This is a genomic window from Mycobacterium sp. BK086, from assembly GCA_004362315.1.
Taxonomy (GTDB): Bacteria; Actinomycetota; Actinomycetes; order Mycobacteriales; family Mycobacteriaceae; genus Mycobacterium.
Map to the genome: position 1 here is coordinate 325,169 of SNWL01000007.1, position 23,902 is coordinate 349,070.

Here is a 23,902-nt window from a genome sequence, read left to right on the forward strand (position 1 = left end):
GATTTCCCAGCTGTCGACGGTTACCGGGGAGTGGCCCTGAACTCGCAGCCCAGTAGTCCGCTGCCCACACCGGTGGTTCCACCGCGGTCTGACACTCCTTCGCCTGCCGCGATGAGACGTGTCCTGCGTCGAGCCCGGGACGGTGTGGCCCTCAACGTCGACGAGGCGGCGATCGCGATGACCGCGCGCGGCGAGGACTTGGCGGATCTGTGTGCGAGTGCCGCGCGGGTGCGCGATGCCGGTCTCGAATCGGGCGGGCGCCGCGGACCGGGCGGGCGCCTTCCCGTCACGTATTCGCGCAAGGTGTTCATCCCGGTCACCCATCTGTGCCGCGACACCTGTCACTACTGCACGTTCGTCACGGTGCCCGGCAAGCTGCGCGCTCAGGGCATGGGCATGTTCATGGAGCCCGACGAGATTCTCGACGTCGCCCGGCGCGGCGCCGAATTGGGTTGTAAGGAAGCCTTGTTCACTCTCGGCGACCGTCCTGAGGCGCGCTGGCCGGAGGCCAAGCAGTGGCTCGACGAACGGGGCTATGACTCCACGCTGGACTACGTGCGCGCGATGGCGATCCGGGTGCTCGAGGAAACCGGCCTGCTGCCGCATCTGAACCCCGGGGTGATGAGCTGGTCGGAGCTCTCCCGGCTCAAGCCGGTCGCGCCGTCGATGGGCATGATGCTGGAGACCACGTCGCGGCGGCTGTTCGAGACCAAGGGCGAGGCCCACTACGGCAGCCCCGACAAGGATCCGGCGGTGCGGCTGCGCACCCTTGACGATGCGGGCCGGCTCTCGATTCCGTTCACCACCGGTCTGCTGGTCGGCATCGGTGAGACGTTGACCGAGCGGGCCGAGACCATCCATGCGATTCGGCGCTCGCACAAGGAATTCGGTCACGTCCAAGAAGTGATCGTGCAGAACTTCCGGGCCAAGGACCACACCGCGATGGCGTCGGTGCCCGACGCCGGCATCGACGATTTTCTGGCCACGCTGGCGGTGACCCGTCTGGTGATGGGGCCCAAGGTGCGCATCCAGGCCCCGCCGAACCTGGTGTCCCGGCAGGAGTGCCTGGCCCTGATCGGCGCGGGCGTCGACGACTGGGGCGGGGTGTCGCCGCTGACGCCCGACCACGTCAACCCCGAACGGCCGTGGCCGGCCTTGGATGAGTTGGCCGCAGTCACCGCCGAGGCGGGCTACGACCTGGTGCAGCGGCTGACCGCGCAGCCGCAGTACGTGCAGGCCGGTGCTGCCTGGATCGATCCCCGCGTCCAGGGGCACGTCGAGGCGCTGGCCGACCCGGAGACGGGCTATGCCCTCGACATCAACCCGGTGGGTCGCCCGTGGCAGGAGCCCGACGAAGCCACCGAGTCGCTGGGGCGCACCGACTTGCACACGGCGATCGACAGCGAGGGCCGGCTCACCGAAACGCGCAGCGATCTGGGCAGTGCGTTCGGTGACTGGGAGTCCATCCGGGAGAAGGTGCACGAGCTGGCCGCCCGCGCACCCGAGCGGCTCGACACCGACGTGCTGGCCGCGTTGCGCTCGGCCGAGCGCGATCCTGCCGGGTGCACCGACGATGAGTACCTGGCGCTGGCCACCGCGGACGGGCCGGCAATGGATGCCGTTGCCGCGCTGGCAGATTCGCTGCGCCGAGACGCGGTGGGCGAGGACGTCACCTATGTGGTGAACCGCAATATCAACTTCACCAACATCTGCTACACCGGCTGCCGGTTCTGCGCGTTCGCGCAGCGCAAGGGCGATGCCGACGCCTACTCGCTGTCCACCGACGAGGTCGCCGACCGGGCCTGGGAGGCGCATGTCGCCGGCGCCACCGAGGTGTGCATGCAGGGCGGTATCGATCCCGAGTTGCCGGTCACCGGCTACGCCGATCTGGTCCGCGCGGTCAAGGCGCGGGTGCCGTCCATGCATGTGCACGCGTTCTCGCCGATGGAGATCGCCAACGGAGTCACCAAGAGTGGCTTGAGCATTCGGGAATGGCTGACGGCATTGCGGGAAGCCGGCCTCGGCTCCATCCCGGGCACGGCCGCCGAGATCCTCGACGACGAGGTGCGCTGGGTGCTCACCAAGGGCAAGCTGCCCACGTCGATGTGGATCGAGGTGGTCAGCACCGCGCACGAGGTCGGACTGCGGTCGAGTTCGACGATGATGTACGGCCATGTCGACACCCCGAGTCACTGGGTGGGGCATCTCAACGTGCTGCGCGACATCCAGGACCGCACAGGTGGTTTCACCGAATTCGTGCCGCTGCCGTTCGTGCATCAGAGCTCGCCGCTGTACCTGGCCGGCGGCGCACGGCCGGGGCCGACGCATCGCGACAACCGCGCGGTTCACGCGCTGGCGCGAATCATGTTGCACGGCAGGATCTCCAACATTCAGACCAGTTGGGTCAAGCTCGGCGTCGAGCGCACTCAGGTGATGCTGAACGGCGGCGCCAACGACCTGGGCGGCACGTTGATGGAGGAGACCATCTCGCGGATGGCCGGTTCGGAGAACGGCTCGGCGAAGTCGGTCGAGGAGCTGGTCGCCATCGCCGAGGGCATCGGCCGCCCGGCACGGCAGCGCACCACGACCTACGCCGACCGCGCGGCCTGACCTTCGGGCATTGGGGCGCGTCGACGGCACTGTTGTGCTGGGATGGTATGGAACACAAGCACTTCTGCTCAGGGAGATGCGTCATGAGCGTTCCGTACGTCTTGTTCGTCGTGACCAACGCGGCCGTCATCGGACCGCACAATCGCGCGACAGGTTTCTTCTTTCCGGAGATCGCCCATCCGGTCCATGAATTGGACAAGGCTGGGATCGCCGTCGAGTTCTGTTCTCCGCTCGGCGGTAAGCCCCCCGAAGACGGATTCGACGACGCCGACAGCGTGCAGACGTCGTTCCTGGGTAGCAAGGCATACCGGCGACTGTCGCGGAGCCGGAAGCTGTCCGAGGTCGACGTGCTCGACTATGACGCGGTCTTCGTGCCCGGCGGTCTCGGTCCGATGGTGGACATCACCGGAAACCCCGAAGTGCAGGACACCGTGCGCCGGGCCTGGGACGCGGGCCTGATCGTCTCGGCGGTCTGCCACGGACCGTCGGCATTCCTGGGCGTGACGCTCGACGACGGCACTCCGTTGGTGCAAGGTCGCCGGCTCACCGCATTCTCGGACGCGGAGGAGAACGGGTACGCCGACCAGGACGTGCCGTTCGATCTCGAACAGGCCCTGCGTGCCGAAGGCGCCCTGTTCGAGCAGACCGATCCCTGGCAGTCGAAGGTGGTCGTCGACGGGCGGTTGATCACGGGCCAGAATCCGCAATCCGGGACGGCCATCGGCGAAGCGCTGGCGAGCGCGCTGAAGCAGAAGTGATGGACGCCGCTGAGCCGGTCGTGGTGATCGCGCATTGGCAGACCACGCAGGACGCCCTCGGTACCGTCGTGGAACACACGGCAGCGCTGCGCGCGGCCTCTCGTGCCGAACCGGGGTGCCTCTCGTACGAGACCTGGCAGAACGCCGAAGAGCCAACCTCACTGATCATCGTCGAGCGCTATCGCGATGTGGACGCGCAGCAAGCGCATCTGAACTCACCGCATTACCAGGAGCATGTCGTCGGCGTCATTCGGCCGCTGCTCGTCGGGCGGCAGGTCGAGGTCGTGCGCGTGCGGGAGGTGTAGCCCGAGTGTCGTCGCCGCTGGTGTTTTGTGTGGCTGGATAATGTACGCAACGTCTAGTATCAGTAACCGCGCGAAACAGCTGAGTGAACCGGTATTGGGTACAGGACAAGTTAGGGCACACTGACTCGTCTACCCGGCAACCGGCATCGGATACTAGGCGTTCCCAGCGCCCGCGCTAGACACACAGCCACACCGAATAGCAGACAGACCGAGGAGAACCTCAGTGACGTACGTGATCGCCGAACCCTGCGTCGACATCAAGGACAAGGCATGTATTGAGGAGTGCCCGGTCGACTGCATCTACGAGGGCGCACGCATGTTGTTCATCCACCCCGACGAGTGCGTCGACTGCGGTGCCTGTGAGCCGGTCTGCCCCGTCGAGGCGATCTACTACGAGGACGATGTCCCGGATCAGTGGTCGGGCTACACCCAGATCAACGCCGATTTCTTCGCCGAGCTCGGCTCGCCGGGCGGTGCCTCGAAGGTCGGGCAGACCGACAACGACCCGCAGTCGGTCAAGGATCTGCCGCCCAAGGAAGAGGACTGACGCCTCCGATCCCGCTGCGTGCGCGGCGGCGCCCCGTCTCGGCGGCGCTGCCTGTCTTCCCGTGGGACACCCTCGCTGAGGTGACGGCGACCGCGCGGGCGCATCCCGGCGGCATCGTCGATCTGTCGGTGGGCACCCCGGTGGACGAGGTGGCCCCGGTGATCCGCGAGGCGCTCGCCGCGGCCAGTTCCGCGCCGGGCTATCCGACCACCGCGGGCACTCCGGCGCTGCGTGCGTCGGCGGTGGCCGCGCTGCAGCGGCGCTATGGCATCACCGGGCTGGCCGAGCACGCGGTGCTGCCGGTCATCGGCACCAAAGAGCTCATCGCGTGGCTGCCGACCCTGTTGGGGTTGGGCGCCGACGACGTGGTCGTGGTGCCCGAGCTGGCCTATCCGACCTACGACGTGGGTGCGCGGCTGGCCGGCTCGCGGGTGATCGCCGCCGATTCGGTGACCCAGCTGGGCCCCGAGTCGCCCGCGGTGGTGTTCATCAACTCCCCGAGCAACCCGACCGGCAAGGTGCTGGGCCGCGACCACCTGCGCAAGGTCGTCGAGTGGGCCCGCGAGCGCGGCACGCTGGTGGTGTCCGACGAGTGCTACCTGGGCTTGGCGTGGGAGGCAGAGGCGACCTCGGTACTGCATCCGTCGGTCAGCGGCGGTGACCATACCGGGCTGCTGGCGGTGCACTCGCTGTCGAAGACGTCATCGCTGGCGGGGTATCGCGCGGGCTTCGTCGCCGGCGACGACGATGTGGTCGCCGAACTGCTGGCGGTGCGCAAACACGCCGGAATGATGGTGCCGACGCCGGTGCAGGCGGCCATGGTGGCCGCGCTCGACGACGACGCCCATGAACTCGAGCAGCGGCAGCGCTACGCGCGCCGCCGCGATGTCCTGCTTGCCGCGATGAGGTCGGCGGATTTCACCGTCGACGACTCCGAGGCGGGACTGTACTTATGGGCTACTCGCGGTGAGCCGTGCCGGACGACGGTGTCCTGGCTGGCCGAACGTGGCATTCTCGTCGCTCCCGGGGAGTTCTACGGAGCCCGGGGTTCCCAGCACGTTCGGGTGGCTCTGACCGCATCGGACGAACGAATCGCCGCCGCGGTGGAGCGGCTGGGCTAGGAAGCCCAACTGCCCCACCCAAAGCGGGGTCAGACGCTTTTCGTCAGTTCATGTTCCAGGGTTCGCCGTAGGTGGTGACGCTGTCACCGGCCTTGGAGATCAGGCGGGCGAAGGGGCGCAGGAGCACGCCGCCGGCCGCGCCGGTGACGGTGCCGTGGGCGTTGGCCACTGCGACCGAGCCGTTGGGGCCCGAGACGTCCACCGAGAAGGTGGCGACTTCCTGGATGCCGGGGCCGTTGCCCAGGTCAGCGCTGATCGAGACACCCGGGAACAGGTTCGGGGTGATCACCGAGCCCAGCGGGTTGAAGCCCGTGGGGGAGATGTTCGCGTCGTCGAGCAGGATGTTGGGGGTGGTGTAGCTGAAGTTGATGCCCACACCCAGTGACCACGGGAAGCCGACCTGGTAGCCCAGCTCCAAGGTGCCCGCGAACTCGTCGGCACCGGGGCCGACCACGCTGTAGACAGCCTTGCCGGAGTGGAACCACTCACGCGTCAGCCGGTTGCGGTCCAGGGGGAACACGCCGTTGAGGAAGGTGTCCCACTGCTGAATCGTCATCGTGCGGCCACCGCCGTCAACCAGACTCAGTTCATTGTCCAAACCTGCGTGTGACGTGCCGGTCCCGACGAAGAGTGCGGCGAAGGCGGCGATCATCGCCACCAGCACTCGACCCAGATGTTTCATGCTGACCCCTTGGTGCTTGTGGTTCGACGGTGATCGGAGGGCCCTTTCACCGAGGTTTTGGTGCGTCGTGACGGGGCTCACACCCAGTCATGACAAAAGCCTCATCGGCAACAGATGCAACATTGTTACCAGAGTTCTAATAATTTTTCTCGGCGAATGCGGCGCGGCTACTTGACGGCGCCGATCAAGCCGTCGCGCGGAGGCCCAACGCCAGCAGAAGGCGGACATCGGGATCGGCCAGTGAGGTTGAAAGTACCTGCTCAAGGCGACGCACGCGATACCGGACCGTGTTGGGATGCACATGCAGCGCCGCTGCGGCAGCCGCGACGTCGCCGAAGCTGTCGAGGTAAATCTCTAATGTTTCGGCCAGCACCGGTTCGGCCTCGCGCAAACGGCGCACTCGCGGATCGACCAGCCGGGGGTCGGCCGCCACCAGCGTGACGATCTCGTCGAGCAGCACCGTCGTGCGGGCCTCGGCCAGGGTGGTCACCTGACCGAACACCGGGTGGCGGGCGGCGCTGTCGAAGACGCGGTCGATATCGCGGCGCGCGCCGGCGACCTCGGCCAGCCCGGCGATCGGCGCCGCGATCACCGCGCGTAAGTCCAGGCCGAGCTCGGTGCGCAGCGCGCTGATCGTGCCGCGGATCCAGGACACGACCGCGGCGGTGCGCCCGGAGTCGGGCAGCACCACGTACACCCGCGACCCATTGGCGTTGGCGGCCACCTGCGCGTCGGGTCGAAAAGCGCTGGCGCTCAATGCCAGAACGTCGGCCATCCGAGGGTGCGGTTCACCGGCGACGAAGCCGATCACCGCCGCGCGCCCGTGGAGGGGGACGCCGAGTTCGCGCGCCAGGGTGGTCAGGTCCGCCCCGTCGGTGTCGGCGAGCCCGAGCAGCTGCTGCACAGCCAGCAGGTGCGCGGACGGTCGCGCGGCCAGCCGGGCCATGATCCGGGCGGCCAGCACGGCCGCGCCGCGCAGCACCTCCTCGGCGTCGTCGGCCAACGGCCGGGTGCCCTGCTGCACCCAGATGGTGCCGTCGAAGCCGGGGGAGCCCTGACGATGGATGCCGATCGCCAGCCGAGGCCGCAGTCCCAGCTCGGGTCGCTCGTCGACCGCGATGACGTCGGGTCCGGCACGCAGCCGGTCGAAGATTCCCCACTGGGCGATCCAGCGCAGGTGTTCGGGCGGGCCGGCGCGGCCCAGGATCGACGACCGCCGCAGCTCGTCGGCTTCGTCATTGGACGCCGAGTACGCCAGCACATGAGATTGCGCGTCCTCGATGCTGACCATGCCGCGGGTGCGGTCGGCGATCGACTGCGCCAAGGCGAACAGGTCGGTGCCCGAATCGGTGACCGAGCCGGTCCGCCGGTGCTCGAAGACGTGGTTGACCAGGCGATACAACCGCTCCCACCGAGCGTTGGGGTCGACGGCGACGACGGCTGTGCCCGCGGCGGTCGCCCGGGCGACGACGGTGTCGGAGGGCTCCTTGGCGAAGATTGCGGCCGGCGGACCGTGCGCCGTGATCTGCCGGTCCAGCCAGCGGATGGTGTCGGCGTCGGAGATGCCGAGCAGAAAGAACACATCCGCCGAGCCGACGCTGACCGATAAGCCCAGCCGCACATCGTCGCCGTCGATCAGGGCGGCCGAGCGCACCGGGCGGTCCAGCCCTCGCGGCGCCTCGACCAGCCGGACCAGCGTCGCATCCAGGGCCAACACCAACTGGCCCAGTCCGATGCCGGCCTCGCTCATGTTGTCGGATTCTACTAGCAGCCCGCTCAATGCTTGTCCGATAAGCCAACAGATTGAGGCGTGCCGGGCGCGATCCTGAATCGCATGGACGCCCGCACCGAAGTTCCCGTGCCCGCCAACGAGCCGGTTCACGATTTCGCGCCTCATTCCGCCGAGCGGGCCCGCCTCATCGCGGCCCTGCACGATCTGTCCACCAACCCGATCGACCTGCCACACGTCATCGGCGGCCGCCACCACCTCGGCGACGGTGAGCGCATCGACGTCGTACAGCCGCACCGGCACCGTGCTCGGTTGGGCACCCTGTCCAACGCGACCACCGCCGACGCCGCGGCCGCGGTCGATGCCGCGATGGCCGCCAAGCACGAGTGGGCCGCCACCCCGTTCGACGAGCGTGCCGCGGTGTTCCTGCGGGCCGCCGACCTGCTGGCCGGGCCGTGGCGGGAGAAGATCGCCGCGGCCACCATGCTGGGTCAGTCCAAGACCGCTTACCAGGCCGAGATCGACGCCCCCTGCGAACTGGTCGACTTCTGGCGCTTCAACGTCGCCTTCGCCCGGCAGATCCTGGGTCAGCAGCCGATCAGCAGTCCCGGCGTGTGGAACCGCACCGACTACCGCCCGCTGGACGGCTTCGTCTACGCCGTCACGCCGTTCAACTTCACCGCCATCGCCGGCAACCTGCCGACCGCGCCGGCACTGATGGGCAACACCGTGGTGTGGAAGCCGTCGATCACCCAGACCTTCTCGGCCTACCTGACGATGCAACTGCTCGAGGCGGCCGGCCTGCCGCCCGGCGTGATCAACCTGGTCACCGGCGACGGGTATGCGGTCTCCGATGTCGTGCTGGCCGACCGCCGGCTGTCAGGTATCCACTTCACCGGGTCCACCGCCACCTTCCAGCACCTGTGGCGCGAGGTGGGCACCCGCATCGCCGACTACGACGCCTATCCGCGACTGGTGGGGGAGACCGGTGGCAAGGACTTCGTGGTCGCGCACAGCTCGGCGGACCCGGATGTGTTGCGCACGGCGCTGATTCGCGGCGCATTCGACTACCAGGGGCAGAAGTGCTCGGCCGCCTCGCGGGCGTTCATTCCGCGCTCGGTGTGGCAGGCCATGGGCGACGACTTCCTGGGCGCCACTGCCGCACTGGCCTATGGCGATGTCAGCGATCTGTCGAACTACGGCGGGGCGGTCATCGATGCCCGCGCATTCGCCAAGAACTCCCGGGCGATCGAGCGGGCGAAGAGCGCGCCCGGTGTCACGATCGCCGTCGGTGGTGAATGTGATGACAGCGAAGGCTATTTCGTGCGCCCGACCGTGCTGCTGTCCGACGATCCGTCCGACGAAGCGTTTTCCACGGAGTACTTCGGCCCGATCCTGGCGGTGCACGTCTACCCCGACGACGAGTTCGACGACGTCCTCGATGTCGTCGACCATGGGTCCAAATACGCACTCACCGGTGCGGTGATCGCCCAGGACCGGACGGCCGTACAGACCGCGGCCGAGTGTCTGCGCTTCGCCGCGGGCAACTTCTACGTCAACGACAAGCCGACCGGTGCCGTCGTCGGGCAGCAGCCGTTCGGCGGGTCGCGCGCCTCGGGAACGAACGACAAAGCCGGTTCGCCACTGAACCTGCTGCGCTGGACGTCGGCACGCTCGGTCAAGGAGACGTTCGTCCCGCCCACCAACCACACCTACCCACACATGGAGGTGCAGTGATGAGCGTCTTCAGCCGCGTCGCGCGACCGGTGATCATTGCGGCCAGCCGCTCAGATCGCTTGCGCCACAGCGCCGAACGTATGCCCGTGGCCCGCGATGTCGTCGGCCGCTTCGTGCCCGGTGAGACGAAGGACGACGTGCTGGACGCGGTCGCCGCGCTGCGCGACTCGGGGCGGCTGGTCAGCATCGATTATCTCGGGGAGGACGTCACGGACGTCGACGCGGCCGAGGCCACCGTCAAGGCCTACCTGCAACTGCTCGACGCGCTCGGAGCGCGCTGTGAGTATCGGGAGGCGACGGTGCGTGCGCTGGAGGTGTCGCTGAAGCTGTCGGCGCTCGGTCAGGCGCTGGCAAAAGACGGTGACAAGATCGCGTTCGAGAACGCGCACACCATCTGCCAACGGGCCCAACAGGTCGGCGCGTGGGTCACGATCGACGCCGAGGATCACACCACCACCGATTCCACGCTGTCGATCGTGCGGGACCTGCGTGTCGAGTTCCCTTGGGTGGGAACGGTTTTGCAGGCCTATCTGAAACGCACTGAAGCCGACTGTGCCGAGTTCGCGACGTCGGGTGCACGGATCCGCTTGTGCAAGGGTGCCTACGACGAGCCGGGGTCGGTGGCCTTCCGCGATGCGGGTGAGGTGACCGACTCCTATCTGCGCTGCCTGCGGATACTGATGGCCGGCAACGGCTATCCGATGGTTGCCTCGCACGACCCGGCCGTGATCGCGGCCGCGGGTGAGATGGCTCGCGAATTCGGGCGCGACACCGACGGTTTCGAATACCAGATGCTCTATGGCATTCGGGACGTCGAGCAGCGACGGCTGGCGGGCGAGGGCAATCACATGCGGGTGTACGTGCCGTTCGGCACACAGTGGTACGGATATTTCATCCGCCGACTTGCCGAACGCCCGGCCAACCTGATGTTCTTCTTACGAGCACTGACACACCGGTAGGGAGAAACTCTGAGCGCACTGGACGCAGCCATCCTGCTGATCGCCGGTGTGCTCGGCGGATTGACCGGCAGTATCGCGGGCCTGGCCTCGGTGGCGACCTATCCGGCACTGCTGGCGATCGGCCTACCGCCGGTCACGGCCAACGTCACCAACACCGTGGCACTGGTGTTCAACGGCATCGGCTCGGCCTGGGGATCGCGACCTGAATTGGCCGGGCAGGGACGCTTCATCACCCGCGCCGCACCGGTGACCGTCGCCGGTGGCGCCATCGGCGCCGTGCTGCTGTTGACCACCCCGGCGGACGCGTTCGAGAAGGTGGTTCCGGTGCTGCTGGCGGCGGCCTCGCTGGCGATCGTCGCGCCGCTGGGCACACCCCATCCGGGCCGTCGGCGCCGGGCGGTGCTGGTGGCCGAGATGGCGGCGATGTTCGGAATCGCCCTCTACGGCGGCTATTTCGGAGCGGCGGCCGGGGTGCTGTTCCTGGCGCTGCTGCTCAACGCCGGAGCGGACAGCCTGGCGCACGCCAACGCCGCCAAGAACATCCTGCTCGGGCTGGCCAATACGGTGGCGGCGGTGCTGTTCGCCTTTCTTGCGCCGGTGCATTGGTTGGCCGTGATCCCGCTGGGCGCGGGCTGCCTGATCGGATCTCGGCTGGGCCCCGTCGTCGTGCGGCACGCACCGGCGACCCCACTGCGCATCCTCATCGGGGTCGCCGGTCTGGCGCTGGCGGTCAAGCTCGGCTTTGACGCGTACCGATAGGGGCCAGCGCCACCAACACGATGCCGACGGCGAAGCCGACGGTCGTCGTGACGGGAAACCGCCCGTGTGGCGCGAAGCCCAGCGCGGCGAACACCGACATCGTGACCGCGATCGCGAGAGTGCCCGCGAACAGCAGAACTTCGCCAAGCCGCGGCGGGATGGGGACCGCGACGGTCGGCAGCGGCGCGGAGAACAGCCGGCGTCCCCACCACAGGAACACCAGCTCGATGGCCGCCACCACCGCCAGGATCGCCACCCACTCCAGCCGGAACCACCACCAAGCCGACGTGCCGAGCGTCGGTTGCGGCAGCAGCCCGGTCGGATAACCGGCCAGCGCCACGATCACCACCGGCACCATGTGCCAGAGATAGAGTGCCATCACGTTGTCGTTGGCGATGACCAGAATACGTTGGGCACGAGCCGATTTCAGCAGACCATTGACAGCAGGGGCGGCGGCCAGCGCGATTCCGGCCTCGACGCAGCCGAGCGCAAGCAGTGCCAGGTTGGGTGGCCCGGTGTTGTCCACCACCGCGCCGGGGACGCCGATCATGCTCACCGGATAGGGCCCCACGGTCACGAGAAGCACCAGCACGATCGCCGAGCAGGCAGCGAGCGCGACGGGCACCCAGCCGCGCAGTTTGCCGTCGTGCCAGGCGATTCCGAGCTGGTATAGCAACCCCCACACCAACAGATAGTTCAGCCAGCCCACGTATGGCACGTGCGCACCGATGGTGGCCACGTCGACCGCGGCGATCACCACGGTCATGACCACCGGCACCCAAAGACCCCAGCGGCGGTGCGCGGCCACCGCGACCGGCGTCAGCGCGACCACCAGGACGTAGATGCCCAGGAACCACAGGTGCATGGCCACCGCCCAGGCGCCGAAGTCCAGCTCCGAGCCCGCAACCCCCACGACGAGCAGCGCCGTCACGACCAGCACCGCGAACACCACGTAGACCGCCGTCGGCCCGATGGGTCGAATCAGCCTGCGGCGCAACCACTCCTGCCGGGTCTCCTCGCCACTGCGGTGCGCCCACGACACCGCGCTGGCGTATCCGGCGACCACGAAGAACACCGGCACCACCTGGAAGATCCAGGTCAGCCATTGCGTCCAGGGCAGGTCGACCAGCGGGTTGTCGCGCCAGAACGCCCCGTCGGAATAGGTCAGCGCCGCGGCCACCCAATGGCCCACGACGACGAACAGCAACGCGACCACCCGATAGAGGTCCATCGAGTGATTGCGGGCCGGCTGCATCAGGCGGGGACGGCGGCGACCGGCATGACCACACTGCCGCGGCAGGGGCCGGACGCGATGTCGGTGTGCCAGGTCCCGCGCAGGGATCCGTCGGGCTGGGGTGAGTAGAACGCCCACGAGGTGGCCGGGCTCCACTGCTTCTGATAACCCTCGCCGAGGAAGCAGTCCCACACCCAGTCGTAGGTGGTGGCCCACTCCGACCCGTTCCAGGTGTAGCGGGTCGGCTGCGGGATGGTCGGGTTACCGGGGGCGGGGCCGTCCACGACGGTGGCCACGCAGATACCGCCCGAGCAGGCGGTCGCCAGGGTGAACACGGCGCCGAAGTCGTTTTCCTTCTGATGGGTCGCCGGACTGGTACCCGCCTTCTGCGAGGCGTAGGTGACCATCTGATACCGCCCGTTCCAGGCCAGCGGCTGACCGTGCGCCGAGGCGGGGGACAGCTGTCCCGCGGCGCAGATCGTCGCCGTGACCACCAGGGTGGCACCCCAACTGTGGCGGCTCATGACTCCTCGAAGGGTCGCGATCAGTGCGAATTATGAGCCTAGCCGTCAAATAACCTCATCTGTCACTTCTGTCCCACGGCGCGTCGGTCACGATTCAAAAACGGCCGCTGAGCAGCAGCTGGCCGTACGCGGCGATCGACTGGGCGTCGGTGATCTCGCCGGAGCGGATCATGTCCTCGAACCGGCTGCGCTCGAACCATTCGAAGTGCATGTCCTGCTCCTCGTGCTCGCGGTCCGGCTCGCCCTCGGTGATATCGGTGGCCAGGAACACCCAGCCCCGCTGACTGCTCAGGCCAGCCGCGAGGTCGAGACGGCCCAGGACCTGCAGCGAACCGGCGGTCAGGCCGGTCTCCTCGCGCAGCTCGAGGGCCGCGAGCTCGGCCGGTTCGACATCGACGCCAGCCGGGACCGTCCCCATCGGGAACTCCCAGCGGCGGGCGCCCAACGGATAGCGGTACTGCTCCACGAGAGCCACCCGGTCGTCGTCCACGGCGATGACCACGGCGTACTCGGGCCTGTCGACGACGCCGTAGATGCCGGCCGATCCGTCCGGCCGGCGAATCGCGTCCTCGCGCACGGTCATCCACTTGTTCCGGTAGACCTCGCGCGACGAGACCTGGGTGATGGGCTTCACCAGGCCAGTATCGGGGTAGCGTCGCTGGCGTGTTGCTGGCCTCCCTGAATCCGGCCGCCGTCGCCGCCGGAGCCGATATCGGCGACGCCGTGCGCATCGACGGCGCGGTGCTGTCCCGTAGCGATCTCGTCGGTGCTGCCACCTCGGTGGCCGAGCGGGTCGGCGGTGCCGGCCGGGTCGCCGTGCTGGCCACTCCCACCGCCACGACGGTGCTCGCGGTCACCGGCTGCCTGATCGCCGGGGTGCCGTTCGTGCCGGTGCCCGCCGACGTCGGTGTTGCCGAACGGGCGCACATCCTGTCCGATTCCGGTGCCCAGGCCTGGCTGGGGGAGCAGCCCGCCGATCTCGGCGGCCTTCCCCACATCCCGGTCCGGCTGCATGCGCGCTCGTGGCATCGCTACGCCGAACCGCCACCGAATGCCACTGCCATGGTGATGTACACCTCGGGTACCACCGGGCTGCCCAAGGGTGTGCTCATCAGCCGCGGTGCGATCGCCGCCGATATCGACGCACTGGTCCAGGCTTGGCAGTGGAGCCCCGACGACACCCTCGTGCACGGGCTGCCGTTGTTCCACGTGCACGGTCTGATCCTCGGGTTGCTCGGCTCGCTGCGGGTGGGAAATCGCTTCGTGCACACCGGAAAACCCACACCGGCCGGCTATGCCGCGGCCGGCGGCAGTCTGTATTTCGCGGTCCCGACGGTGTGGTCGCGGGTGGTGGCCGACACCGAGGCCGCGACCGCGCTCGCCTCGGCGCGGCTGCTGGTGTCGGGCAGTGCGCCACTGCCGGTTCCGGTGTTCGACCGGCTTGCCGAACTGACCGGCCACGCGCCCGTCGAGCGGTACGGCAGCACCGAATCGCTCATCACCATCAGCACCCGTGCCGACGGCGAACGCCGGCCCGGGTGGGTCGGTCTGCCGCTGCCCGGGGTGCAGACCCGGCTGGTGCGCGAGGACGGTTCGGTTGCCGAGCACGACGGGGAAACCATTGGCAGCCTTCAGCTCAAGACGCCCACGCTGTTCGACGGCTATCTGAATCGGCCGGATGCGACGGCCGAGTCGTTCGACCCAGACGGGTGGTATCGCACCGGCGACGCCGCCGTGATCGACGACGGGGGTATGCACCGCATCGTGGGGCGTGAGTCGGTGGACCTGATCAAGTCCGGTGGCTTCCGGGTCGGAGCCGGCGAGGTCGAGACCGTGTTGCTCGGCCATCCCGGTGTCGAGGAGGTCGCGGTGGTGGGGCTGCCCGACCCCGATCTCGGGCAGCGCATCGTCGCGTTCGTCGTCGGCGATGCCAACCCGGAAGACCTGATTGCCTATGTGGCGCAGCAACTTTCGATCCACAAACGGCCCCGAGAAGTGCGGCTGGTCAAGTCGTTGCCGCGCAACGCGATGGGCAAGGTCGTCAAGAAGGAGCTGATGAAGTGACGCTGCGGTTCAGCGAGGTCTGCATCGACGCCCACGACATCCATGCGCTGTCCGCGTGGTGGTCGACGGTGCTGGGCTGGCCGGCGGAGCCGACCGAGGACGGTGACGTGGTGCTGCGTTCGCCGAGCGGTGCCGACTGGTTGTTCCTCGAAGTGCCCGATGCCAAGACGGTGAAGAACCGCATCCACTTCGACTTCACGCCCGACGATCAGCAGGCCGAGGTCGACCGCGTGCTGGCGCTGGGCGCGCGCCTCGTCGACATCGGTCAGGGCGAACAGAGCTGGGTCGTGCTGGCCGACCCCGAGGGCAACGAGTTCTGCATCCTCGCCGCTGACTAGTTGGCGTGCAGCGCCTCGTTGAGTGCGATGCCCTTGCCGTCGCGACCGACGACCTCGACCGCTCCGGTCACCGAATTACGGCGGAACAGAAGGTTGTTCGCGCCGGAGAGCTCGCGGGCCTTCACCGTCGTGCCGTCCGGGGTGGTGACCTTGGTGCCGGCTGTCACGTACAGACCGGCTTCGATGATGCAGTCGTCACCCAGCGAGATGCCCAGCCCCGCGTTGGCGCCCAGCAGGCAGCGCTTGCCCACCGAGATCACCTGGGTGCCGCCACCGGACAGCGTGCCCATGATCGAGGCGCCGCCACCGACGTCGGAGCCGTCGTCCACGACGACGCCCGCCGAGATGCGGCCCTCCACCATCGAGGCGCCCAGTGTGCCGGCGTTGAAGTTCACAAAACCTTCGTGCATGACCGTCGTGCCAGGAGCGAGGTGCGCACCGAGGCGGACCCGGTCGGCGTCGGCGATCCGCACGCCGGTCGGCATCACGTAGTCGACCATCCGCGGGAACTTGTCCACGCCGTAGACCGTGACGTGGCCGCGCCGGCGCAGCCGCAGCCGTGTCTCTTCGAAGCCCTCGATCTGGCACGGCCCGAAGTTGGTCCACACCACGTTGGTCAGCACACCGAAGATGCCGTCGAGGTTGCACCCGTGCGGCTCGACCAGCCGGTGCGACAGCAGATGCAGCCGCAGGTAGGCGTCGTAGGTATCGGCCGGCTTGTCGGACAGGTCGGCGATCACCGTGCGTACGACGACGGTCTCGACACCGCGCGCCGCATCGGTGCCGGCCAGAGCGGCCAGATCCTCGGGTGCGTCGTCGGCCGACAGCCGGGTGCTGCCCGACGGGCTGTAGGCGCCCAGTTCGGGATCCGGGAACCAGGTGTCCAGGACGGTGCCGTCCCCGGTGATGGTGGCCAATCCGACGCCCGCAGCAGAAGTCACGGTGCTCCACCGTAATGCATTGGCCCGGCCCGCTAGCCTGGGAAGTTGTGTTGGACCTGAGAGTGGACCCGATCGCGCTGACTGCCGCGCTCGTCGACATTCCGAGCGAGTCGCGCGACGAGGCCAGGATCGCCGACGAGGTGGAAGCCGCGCTGCGTGAGCAGACCTCCGGCTACGAAATCGTCCGTAGCGGCGACGCGGTACTGGCCCGCACGAACTTCGGCCTGCCCTCGCGGGTGGTGCTGGCCGGCCACCTCGACACCGTGCCGATCGCCGACAACGTGCCGTCCCGGTTCGAAGGGGATCACCTGTTCGGCTGCGGCACATCGGACATGAAATCCGGTGACGCGGTGTTCTTGCACCTGGCCGCCACGATCGCCGAGCCCGCGCACGACATCACCCTGATCATGTACGACTGCGAGGAGATCGAAGCCTCGGCCAACGGTCTGGGCCGTATCGAACGCGAGCTGCCGGACTGGCTGCAGGGCGACGTCGCGATCCTGGGTGAACCCTCCGGCGGCTACATCGAGGCCGGCTGCCAGGGCACTCTGCGAGTGGTCATCTCCGCCGACGGCACCCGTGCGCATTCGGCGCGATCCTGGTTGGGCGACAACGCGATTCACAAACTCGGGGCAGTGCTGGACCGGTTGTCGAACTACGACGCCAGGATCGTCGACATCGACGGCTGCACCTACCGGGAGGGACTCTCGGCGGTGAAGATCGACGGCGGAGTCGCCGGCAACGTCATCCCCGACGCCGCCGCGCTGACCGTCAACTTCCGGTTCGCCCCCGACCGGACGCCGGCCCAGGCTCTGGCCCACGTCCAGCAGGTGTTCGACGGCCTCGATGTCCGGCTGGAACAGACCGACGTCGCGGCCGGCGCACTGCCGGGGCTGCATCACCCCGCCGCGGCGGCACTGGTGTCCGCGGCCGACGGGATGGTGCGGGCCAAATACGGCTGGACCGACGTCGCCCGGTTCGCCGCACTGGGCATCCCGGCGGTCAACTACGGTCCCGGCGACCCCAACCTCGCCCACAAACGCGACGAGCGCGTCGCCGTCGCGCAGATCACGGCGGTCGCAGACACCCTGCGGCGCTACTTGACGGCCTGAACCCCGGCCTCGGCAAGCTTCGCCAGCTCACCGTCGGCCCGGGTATCGCCCAGTTGCTCGGCCTGGTTCCAGGCCCACACCGCGACCCCGAGCTGACCGCTGCGCTCGGCGCCGCGGGCGGCTTCGCGGGCCGCCGCGATCGCGCCGTCGGTGTCGGCGGTCGTGGACAGCTGCCAGGCGCGCGCCACGCCGAGTTCGGGCGCGAACAACGCCGATTTGGTGCCGTGCTTGGCGTCAGCGCGGCTCAGCACCTTGGCGGATTCGGCGATCTCGCCCTGCTGGGCGAGCGCGGTCGCCAGATACATCAGCGACAGCGGGCCCCACGAATAGCCGGTGCGCTCCAGGTTTGCCGCGGCCGGTCCCAGCAGTCGAGAAGCGCCCGCCGGATCGCCCTGGGCGATCAGCACCTGGGCCATCAGCACCTCGCCGATCGAGCGGCCCGGCTGGGCCAGTTCGGCGAAATCGGTGAATTGCTGGGCAGTTTCGTGCGCTGCCTCGGCCTTGCCGGCCATCAGCAGCGTCGTCGTCTGCGCCAGACCCACGGTGAACCGCAGCAGCCCCGGATGCTCGGCGCCGAGTGCCCGATCGACGAACGCGGGCACCTCATCGAATCGGCCCATCCGCGCCGCGCACAGGGCCGACGCGCTCGCCGCCCACGCCACCGCCATGTCCTGCGCCTCCGGATCGGCCAGCACCTCGGCGGCGATCTCGACCGAGCGGGCCAGGTTGCCGGCGTTCATCGCGAACGTCGCCGACAGGGCGTCAAGAGTCAGGCGGTCCGCCGTGGTGCTGATCCGTTTGCGGATGTTCTGCAGGAATGCCGTGGCGCGCTCGGGCTCCGAGAGCATCCAGAACTGGTTGGCCGCCCGCGGTAGCGCCCACGCCATCACCTCGGCCTCGCTCAACGCCTCGGGGTCGACCTCGGCCAGCACCGAATCGGATTCGCGGCCCCGGCCCTGCCAGGCCAGCGCGTAGCTCAGCGCCAATCGTGCATCGAAACGTTCGGACCGTGCCAAGGCCGCACCGGCGAGCCGCTCGGCGACGCTCAGATCCCCGAGGCGCAGGGCCTGCTGGGCCGATGCCACCACGTCGTCGACGGATTCGGGTGCGTCGCTGTCCAGCGCGAGCACCGCGCGGCCCAGCCGGTCGGCGAGGTCCCGGCAGGGCTGGGTGGCCAGTTGCGTCACGATCTCGGTGCGCAGCCGGCGGGCGTCGGCAGGGTCGGCGGCCTTGGCCACCCGCTCGATGAACAGCGGATGGCCCGCGTAGACCATCGAGCCGAATAGGGTTGCCGCCCCGTTTGTTTCGGCCTGCTCGATGGCTCCGTCGCCGGCCAGTGCGGTCAGATCGGCTCGCGACAGCGGCTCGTGCACCGCCAGGTAGGCCAGTGCCGTGCGCGCCGGGGACGGCAGCCCGGCCAGATAGGCGTCGACCAGAGCCTCCAGAGAGGTTGCCGCCGACCGGGTCTGGGTCAGCATTCGAAGCTCCAGCGGGTTGCCGCCGGTGCGCCGGTAGGCGTCCTCGCGCGGCTCGTCCAGTGCGGCAAGCACGGCCCGGGTTTCGGCCTCGTCCAGCGGTCCGACCTCCAGGCGGCCCAGCAGTCCGTCCTCCCACAAGGCGGCCACCGCCGACGGCAATGCCCCACCCGTGCGGACCGTCACGACCAGCCGCCCCGGTGAGTGGCGCGCCAGCTGGTAGACCAGGGTTGCCGACAGTGGGTCGAGTAGCTGGGCGTCGTCGACGACGATCAGCGTGCTGTCCGCTTGGGCCAGTAGGGAATCCAGCGCCGAGCGGATCAACGCCGCCGGTTTGCCGACCTCGGTGACCTCGATCAGCGAGCCGAACGCCCCGAACGGGACGGCGGCCTGTGTCGCGGTGGCGATCACTCGCACCGGGTTCTTCTCGCCGAGCCGGTCGGCGATCTGCTCGGCCAGCGTCGTCTTGCCGGTGCCGTCGGCACCCAGCAGGGCCACCCCGCCGTGCGCCTCGAGGAGTTCGATCGCGCTGTCCAGAGACTGGCGCGGCGCGAGAGGCCACCGAATCGGCATAGCCGGACTTTATTTGCCGGCCGTGCACCGGCAGGGCAATAGCGAGAAATCGGCTGCGTTAGGTTTGCCAGGTGCATCCCGGATCCGAGAACCGCGACGACGAGTGGGCGGTCTGCGTGTACTGCGCGTCCGGCCCGCGACACCCCGAGCTGCTCGAGCTCGCGCGCCAGGTCGGCGAGGCGATCGCCGACCGCGGTTGGACGCTGGTGTCCGGCGGCGGCAACGTCTCGGCGATGGGTGCGGTGGCTGAGGGGGCCCGCTCGCACGGCGGGCGCACCGTCGGCGTGATCCCCAAGGCGCTGGTGCACCGCGAGCTGGCCGACGTCGACGCCGACGAGCTGATCGTCACCGACACCATGCGGCAGCGCAAGCAGGTCATGGAGGACCGCAGCGATGCCTTCGTGGCCCTGCCCGGCGGGATCGGCACGCTGGAGGAACTTTTCGAAACGTGGACCGCGGGGTACCTGGGTATGCATGCAAAACCGGTGGTGCTGCTGGACCCCGCCGGTCACTATGACGGACTGCTCACCTGGCTGGCCTCATTGGCCGAGACTGGCTATGTAGCGCAGGCCGCGTTGGACCGGTTGGTGGTGGTCAGCGATGTCGAGTCGGCGATCGCGGTCTGCGCGGCCGGGCAGTAGCGGCCCGGGGTTACCCTGTCCGCGGGACGGGCGAGATAACGGGAGGTAGGCGCCGAATGGCCGATGACGAGTCTGGTGCGCGGAAGTCGGTGGGATTGCTCGACATCGCGACGCGGTTGCCGTCGGTCGTGATGGATGCGCCGGTGATCCTGCGCGGTGCGCTGACGGGTTTCCTGGCGCTGCCGACGACGAAGACCTCGATCGGCAAGGTGTTCCAAGACCGCGCCGCCCGCTACGCCGACCGGGTGTTCATCCGGTTCGGCGACGAGAAGATCACCTACCGGGAAGCCAACGAGACGGCGAACCGTTTCGCGGCGGTGTTGGCCGACAAGGGAGTTCGTCGCGGCGACGTCGTCGGCATCATGATGCGGAACTCGCCCAACGCAGTGCTGATGATGCTGGCCGCCGTCAAGTGCGGCGCTGTGGCCGGCATGCTCAACTATCACCAGCGTTCAGATGTGTTGTCGCACAGCATCGGTCTGCTCAAGGCGACGGTGGTGGTGGCCGAGTCCGACCTGATCGACCCGATCAAGGAGAGCGGCGCCGAGACCGAGCAGTTGATGACGGTCGAGGAATTGGTCGAGCAGGCACAGGGCAAGCCCACCGGCAACCCGGCGTCGGCGTCGGAGGTCCGGGCCAAGGACACCGCGTTCTACATCTTCACCTCGGGCACCACCGGCCATCCCAAGGCCAGCGTGATGACTCACCACCGTTGGCTGCGCGCACTGGCGGCGTTCGGCGGGCTGGGCCTTCGGCTCAAGAGCGATGACACCCTGTACTGCCCGCTGCCGCTGTACCACAACAACGCGCTCACGGTCGCGGTGTCGTCGGTGATCAACGCCGGCGGCACACTGGCGCTGGGCAAGTCGTTCTCGGCGTCCCGGTTCTGGGACGAGGTCATTCAGATGGAGGCCACCGCTTTCATCTACATCGGCGAGGTGTGCCGTTATCTGCTCAACCAGCCGGCCAAGGCCACCGACCGCGCGCACAAGATCCGCGTCATCGCCGGCAACGGGCTGCGCCCGGAGATCTGGGACGAGTTCACCCGCCGGTTCAACATCGGCCGGGTCGCCGAGTTCTACGCGGCCAGCGAGGGCAACACCGCGTTCATCAACATCTTCAACATCCCCAAGAGCACGGGTATCAGCCCGACGCCGCTGGCCTATGTCGAGTACGACGCCGAGACCGGCGAGCCGGCTCGCGACGAGAACGGCCGTGCCCGCCGGGTGCCGCCCGGCCAGCCCGGCTTGTTGATCAGCCCGGTGAACAAGCTGTCGCCCTTCGACGGCTACACCGACAAGGAAGCCAGCGAGAAGAAGTTGGTACGCAACGTCTTCAAAGAAGGCGACGTGTGGTTCAACACCGGCGACGTGATGAACCCGCAGGGCATGGGCCACGCCGCGTTCTCCGACCGGCTCGGCGACACCTTCCGCTGGAAGGGCGAGAACGTCGCCACCACCCAGGTGGAAGGCGCGCTCGGTCAGGACCAGAACGTCGAGGAGTCGACGGTGTTCGGTGTCGAGGTGCCCGACACGGGCGGGCGGGCCGGCATGGCGGCGATCAAGCTGCGTGAGGGTGCCGAGTTCGACGGCAAGGCGCTGGCCAAGACGGCGTACAGCAGTCTGCCCAGTTACGCGGTGCCGCTGTTCATCCGGATCGTCGAGTCGCTGGAAACCACGTCGACGTTCAAGAGCCGCAAGGTCGACCTGCGCAAGCAGGGCTACGGCAGCGATGACGAAAAGATCGAGGACCCGCTGTACGTGCTGGCCGGCAAGGACGAGGGCTACGTCGAGTTCTACGACGACTACCCCAAGGAAGTCGCCGCCGGCGCTAGGCCCAAATAGCCCCTTACGCCCAAACCGACATTTCGCACAAGAAGTGCGAGTGGAGCGCACCATTTCGTCGATCTCGGCGTCACCAGGCACCATGGTGGGGTGAAGTCGACGTTCTGCGGACGGCCGGTGGCCGGTGATCGCGCGCTGATCATGGCGATCGTGAACCGCACGCCCGACTCGTTCTACGACCGCGGCGCGACCTTCACCGATGAGGCAGCAAAGGACGCCGCCCACCGCGTCGTCGCCGACGGGGCCGATGTGGTCGACGTCGGGGGAGTGAAAGCTGGACCGGGCGTCCTGGTCGACGCCGACGAGGAGATCGCCCGCGTGGTGCCGTTCATCGAATGGCTGCGCGCCGAATACCCCGACCAGCTGATCAGCGTGGACACCTGGCGGTCTTCGGTGGCCAAACAGGCGTGCGCGGCCGGAGCCGACCTGATCAACGACACCTGGGCCGGTGCCGACCCGGCATTACCCGAGGTCGCGGCCGAATTCGGGGCGGGACTGGTGTGCTCGCACACCGGTGGCGCCCAGCCGCGGACCCGCCCCTTTCGGGTCAACTACGGGACCACTGTGACCGGTGTGGTCGACGACGTCATCGCCGAGGTCACCGCCGCCGCCGAACGGGCCGTGAAAATCGGGGTCGCCAAGGACGCGATCCTGATCGATCCGACCCACGATTTCGGCAAAAATACTTATCACGGTCTTACTTTGTTGCGCCACGTAAAAGATCTTGTTAAGACCGGATGGCCCGTCCTGATGGCACTCAGCAACAAAGATTTCGTCGGGGAGACTTTGGGTGTGGAGCTCACTCAACGTCTCGAGGGCACGCTGGCAGCGACCGCACTGGCCGCCGCCGACGGAGCTCGGATGTTCCGAGTGCATGAGGTGGGACCCACTCGGCGCGTACTGGAAATGGTCGCGTCGATCCGTGGGGAGCGTCCGCCGGCGCGGACGGTGAGGGGCCTGGCATGACCGAACTCGCCAACGACACACTTCCCGGTGACACCTGGCTGTCTGACCACAGCTGGAGCCGGCCGACCTGGACCGTCAGCGAGTTGATCGCCGCCAAACGCGGCCGCACCATCTCCGTCGTCCTGCCTGCGCTCAACGAGGAGGAGACGGTCGGCTCGGTGGTCGACAGCGTCCGTCCGCTGCTCGGGAACCTGGTCGACGAGCTGATCGTGCTGGATTCGGGGTCCACCGACGACACCGAGATCGAAGCCATCGCCGCAGGCGCCCGGGTGGTCACCCGCGAACAGGCCGTCCCCGAGGTCGAGCCCCAGCCCGGGAAGGGCGAGGTGCTGTGGCGCTCACTGGCCGCCACCAGCGGCGACATCATCGTCTTCGTCGACTCCGACCTGATCGATCCCGATCCGATGTTCGTGCCGCGGCTGGTCGGCCCGCTGCTGACCGGCGACGGCATCCACCTGGTCAAGGGTTTCTACCGGCGCCCGCTCAAGGTCGGCAAGGGGGAGGACGCCAACGGCGGTGGCCGGGTCACCGAGCTGGTCGCCCGCCCGCTGCTGGCCGCGCTGCGTCCCGAACTGGGCTGTGTGCTGCAGCCGCTGGGCGGCGAGTACGCCGGCACCCGCGAGCTGCTGACATCGGTGCCGTTCGCGCCGGGCTACGGCGTGGAGATCGGCCTGCTGGTCGACACCTACGACCGGCTCGGTCTCGGGGCGATCGCCCAGGTCAACCTGGGTGTGCGCAGCCACCGCAACCGTCCGCTGATCGAGCTGGGCGCGATGAGCCGACAGGTCATCGCCACCCTGCTGTCGCGGTGTGGCATCACCGACTCCGGCATCGGGCTGACCCAGTTCCTGCCCGACGGCCACGACGGGTATCTGCCGCGGACCACGAACGTCTCGCTGGCCGACCGGCCGCCGATGAACACCCTGCGCTGAGTTCCGCGCTTCGGCGGCGACGATGTCGGCCGGTTAGGGCAATATCGGTGA

Annotated in this window: 22 protein-coding genes; 15 read left to right on the forward strand and 7 right to left on the reverse strand. The window is 68.3% G+C overall.

Annotated features, from left to right (window positions below):
• Positions 1–111 precede the first annotated feature (111 nt).
• From EV580_RS25315 to dapC, 5 genes are all read left to right on the forward strand, one after another.
• Positions 112–2,610, forward strand: coding sequence for a bifunctional FO biosynthesis protein CofGH (locus EV580_RS25315; protein ID WP_502703945.1), 2,499 nt, complete (start codon positions 112–114; stop codon positions 2,608–2,610).
• An 83-nt stretch (positions 2,611–2,693) separates the two neighbouring features.
• Positions 2,694–3,368 (forward strand): type 1 glutamine amidotransferase domain-containing protein, encoded by a 675-nt coding sequence (locus EV580_RS25320; protein ID WP_133694665.1) that lies wholly within the window; start codon positions 2,694–2,696, stop codon positions 3,366–3,368.
• A complete protein-coding gene (locus EV580_RS25325; protein ID WP_133694667.1) occupies positions 3,368–3,673 on the forward strand; it encodes a putative quinol monooxygenase in 306 nt (101 codons plus the stop codon). Before EV580_RS25320 ends, EV580_RS25325 begins: the two co-directional genes overlap by 1 nt.
• Before the next feature lie 223 nt (positions 3,674–3,896).
• Positions 3,897–4,220 carry a ferredoxin gene (gene fdxA, locus EV580_RS25330; protein ID WP_005147036.1) on the forward strand — a complete coding sequence of 108 codons (324 nt, stop codon included), beginning with the start codon at positions 3,897–3,899 and terminating at the stop codon, positions 4,218–4,220.
• 14 nt (positions 4,221–4,234) lie between these two features.
• A complete protein-coding gene (gene dapC / locus EV580_RS25335) occupies positions 4,235–5,341 on the forward strand; it encodes a succinyldiaminopimelate transaminase (protein ID WP_166654904.1) in 1,107 nt (368 codons plus the stop codon).
• A gap of 43 nt (positions 5,342–5,384) precedes the next feature.
• On the opposite strand, the gene mspA is transcribed toward dapC, so the two are convergent.
• Entirely contained in the window at positions 5,385–6,023 is a 639-nt protein-coding gene (mspA, locus tag EV580_RS25340) for a porin MspA (RefSeq protein WP_133694669.1), read from the reverse strand.
• Positions 6,024–6,207: 184 nt separating this feature from the next.
• Positions 6,208–7,773, reverse strand: coding sequence for a PucR family transcriptional regulator (locus EV580_RS25345; RefSeq protein WP_133694671.1), 1,566 nt, complete (start codon positions 7,771–7,773; stop codon positions 6,208–6,210).
• Positions 7,774–7,857: 84 nt separating this feature from the next.
• Between EV580_RS25345 and pruA the strand changes: the two genes are divergently transcribed.
• From pruA to EV580_RS25360, 3 genes are read left to right on the forward strand one after another with little or no spacing between them, the layout of a single operon-like run.
• Positions 7,858–9,489 (forward strand): L-glutamate gamma-semialdehyde dehydrogenase, encoded by a 1,632-nt coding sequence (gene pruA, locus EV580_RS25350; protein WP_133694673.1) that lies wholly within the window; start codon positions 7,858–7,860, stop codon positions 9,487–9,489.
• Positions 9,489–10,448: a proline dehydrogenase family protein gene (locus tag EV580_RS25355; RefSeq protein WP_133694675.1), complete on the forward strand. Its 960-nt coding sequence runs from the start codon at positions 9,489–9,491 to the stop codon at positions 10,446–10,448. Before pruA ends, EV580_RS25355 begins: the two co-directional genes overlap by 1 nt.
• Positions 10,449–10,457: 9 nt before the next feature.
• Complete coding sequence (locus tag EV580_RS25360; protein WP_166654905.1) at positions 10,458–11,207, forward strand: sulfite exporter TauE/SafE family protein; 750 nt, start codon at positions 10,458–10,460, stop codon at positions 11,205–11,207.
• Here the strand turns inward: EV580_RS25360 and EV580_RS25365 are convergent.
• The 3 genes from EV580_RS25365 to EV580_RS25375 form a co-directional block, all read right to left on the reverse strand.
• Positions 11,179–12,438 (reverse strand): acyltransferase family protein, encoded by a 1,260-nt coding sequence (locus EV580_RS25365; RefSeq protein WP_286171851.1) that lies wholly within the window; start codon positions 12,436–12,438, stop codon positions 11,179–11,181. The genes EV580_RS25360 and EV580_RS25365 overlap by 29 nt on opposite strands.
• 23 nt (positions 12,439–12,461) lie before the next feature.
• Positions 12,462–12,965, reverse strand: a complete 504-nt coding sequence (locus EV580_RS25370) for an Rv2253 family sensor-like surface protein (protein ID WP_208114661.1) — start codon at positions 12,963–12,965, stop codon at positions 12,462–12,464.
• 94 nt (positions 12,966–13,059) lie between these two features.
• Positions 13,060–13,599 (reverse strand): NUDIX domain-containing protein, encoded by a 540-nt coding sequence (locus EV580_RS25375; RefSeq protein WP_133694680.1) that lies wholly within the window; start codon positions 13,597–13,599, stop codon positions 13,060–13,062.
• Positions 13,600–13,628: 29 nt separating this feature from the next.
• Here EV580_RS25375 and EV580_RS25380 point away from each other — a divergent pair, with 29 nt between their 5' ends.
• Together EV580_RS25380 and EV580_RS25385 are read left to right on the forward strand one after the other, a co-directional pair.
• Complete coding sequence (locus EV580_RS25380; protein ID WP_133694682.1) at positions 13,629–15,029, forward strand: acyl-CoA synthetase; 1,401 nt, start codon at positions 13,629–13,631, stop codon at positions 15,027–15,029.
• Entirely contained in the window at positions 15,026–15,367 is a 342-nt protein-coding gene (locus EV580_RS25385) for a VOC family protein (RefSeq protein WP_133694683.1), read from the forward strand. Before EV580_RS25380 ends, EV580_RS25385 begins: the two co-directional genes overlap by 4 nt.
• Here EV580_RS25385 and dapD read toward each other — a convergent pair.
• Positions 15,364–16,308: a 2,3,4,5-tetrahydropyridine-2,6-dicarboxylate N-succinyltransferase gene (gene dapD / locus EV580_RS25390; protein WP_133694685.1), complete on the reverse strand. Its 945-nt coding sequence runs from the start codon at positions 16,306–16,308 to the stop codon at positions 15,364–15,366. The two genes, EV580_RS25385 and dapD, sit on opposite strands and share 4 nt — an antisense overlap.
• Before the next feature lie 47 nt (positions 16,309–16,355).
• Between dapD and dapE the strand changes: the two genes are divergently transcribed.
• A complete protein-coding gene (dapE, locus tag EV580_RS25395; protein WP_133694687.1) occupies positions 16,356–17,420 on the forward strand; it encodes a succinyl-diaminopimelate desuccinylase in 1,065 nt (354 codons plus the stop codon).
• Here the strand turns inward: dapE and EV580_RS25400 are convergent.
• Positions 17,405–19,468, reverse strand: coding sequence for an AAA family ATPase (locus EV580_RS25400; protein WP_133694689.1), 2,064 nt, complete (start codon positions 19,466–19,468; stop codon positions 17,405–17,407). The two genes, dapE and EV580_RS25400, sit on opposite strands and share 16 nt — an antisense overlap.
• A gap of 71 nt (positions 19,469–19,539) precedes the next feature.
• Here EV580_RS25400 and log point away from each other — a divergent pair, with 71 nt between their 5' ends.
• From log to EV580_RS25420, 4 genes are all read left to right on the forward strand, one after another.
• Positions 19,540–20,109: a cytokinin riboside 5'-monophosphate phosphoribohydrolase gene (gene log, locus EV580_RS25405; RefSeq protein ID WP_133694690.1), complete on the forward strand. Its 570-nt coding sequence runs from the start codon at positions 19,540–19,542 to the stop codon at positions 20,107–20,109.
• 56 nt (positions 20,110–20,165) lie between these two features.
• Positions 20,166–21,953 (forward strand): long-chain-acyl-CoA synthetase FadD6, encoded by a 1,788-nt coding sequence (gene fadD6, locus EV580_RS25410; protein WP_133694692.1) that lies wholly within the window; start codon positions 20,166–20,168, stop codon positions 21,951–21,953.
• 141 nt (positions 21,954–22,094) lie between these two features.
• A complete protein-coding gene (folP, locus tag EV580_RS25415) occupies positions 22,095–22,919 on the forward strand; it encodes a dihydropteroate synthase (RefSeq protein ID WP_221220570.1) in 825 nt (274 codons plus the stop codon).
• A complete protein-coding gene (locus tag EV580_RS25420) occupies positions 22,916–23,851 on the forward strand; it encodes a glucosyl-3-phosphoglycerate synthase (protein WP_133694696.1) in 936 nt (311 codons plus the stop codon). Before folP ends, EV580_RS25420 begins: the two co-directional genes overlap by 4 nt.
• Positions 23,852–23,902 lie beyond the last annotated feature (51 nt).

Coding starts and splice junctions, on each gene's coding strand:
- folP (WP_221220570.1), top strand. CDS start 22,095: ATGGCGATCGTGAACCGCACGCCCGACTCGTTCTACGACCGCGGCGCG.
- EV580_RS25420 (WP_133694696.1), top strand. CDS start 22,916: ATGACCGAACTCGCCAACGACACACTTCCCGGTGACACCTGGCTGTCT.
- EV580_RS25320 (WP_133694665.1), top strand. CDS start 2,694: ATGAGCGTTCCGTACGTCTTGTTCGTCGTGACCAACGCGGCCGTCATC.
- mspA (WP_133694669.1), bottom strand. CDS start 6,023: ATGAAACATCTGGGTCGAGTGCTGGTGGCGATGATCGCCGCCTTCGCC.
- EV580_RS25315 (WP_502703945.1), top strand. CDS start 112: ATGAGACGTGTCCTGCGTCGAGCCCGGGACGGTGTGGCCCTCAACGTC.
- EV580_RS25365 (WP_286171851.1), bottom strand. CDS start 12,438: ATGGACCTCTATCGGGTGGTCGCGTTGCTGTTCGTCGTCGTGGGCCAT.
- pruA (WP_133694673.1), top strand. CDS start 7,858: ATGGACGCCCGCACCGAAGTTCCCGTGCCCGCCAACGAGCCGGTTCAC.
- EV580_RS25325 (WP_133694667.1), top strand. CDS start 3,368: ATGGACGCCGCTGAGCCGGTCGTGGTGATCGCGCATTGGCAGACCACG.
- EV580_RS25345 (WP_133694671.1), bottom strand. CDS start 7,773: ATGAGCGAGGCCGGCATCGGACTGGGCCAGTTGGTGTTGGCCCTGGAT.
- fadD6 (WP_133694692.1), top strand. CDS start 20,166: ATGGCCGATGACGAGTCTGGTGCGCGGAAGTCGGTGGGATTGCTCGAC.
- EV580_RS25355 (WP_133694675.1), top strand. CDS start 9,489: ATGAGCGTCTTCAGCCGCGTCGCGCGACCGGTGATCATTGCGGCCAGC.
- EV580_RS25400 (WP_133694689.1), bottom strand. CDS start 19,468: ATGCCGATTCGGTGGCCTCTCGCGCCGCGCCAGTCTCTGGACAGCGCG.
- EV580_RS25370 (WP_208114661.1), bottom strand. CDS start 12,965: ATGAGCCGCCACAGTTGGGGTGCCACCCTGGTGGTCACGGCGACGATC.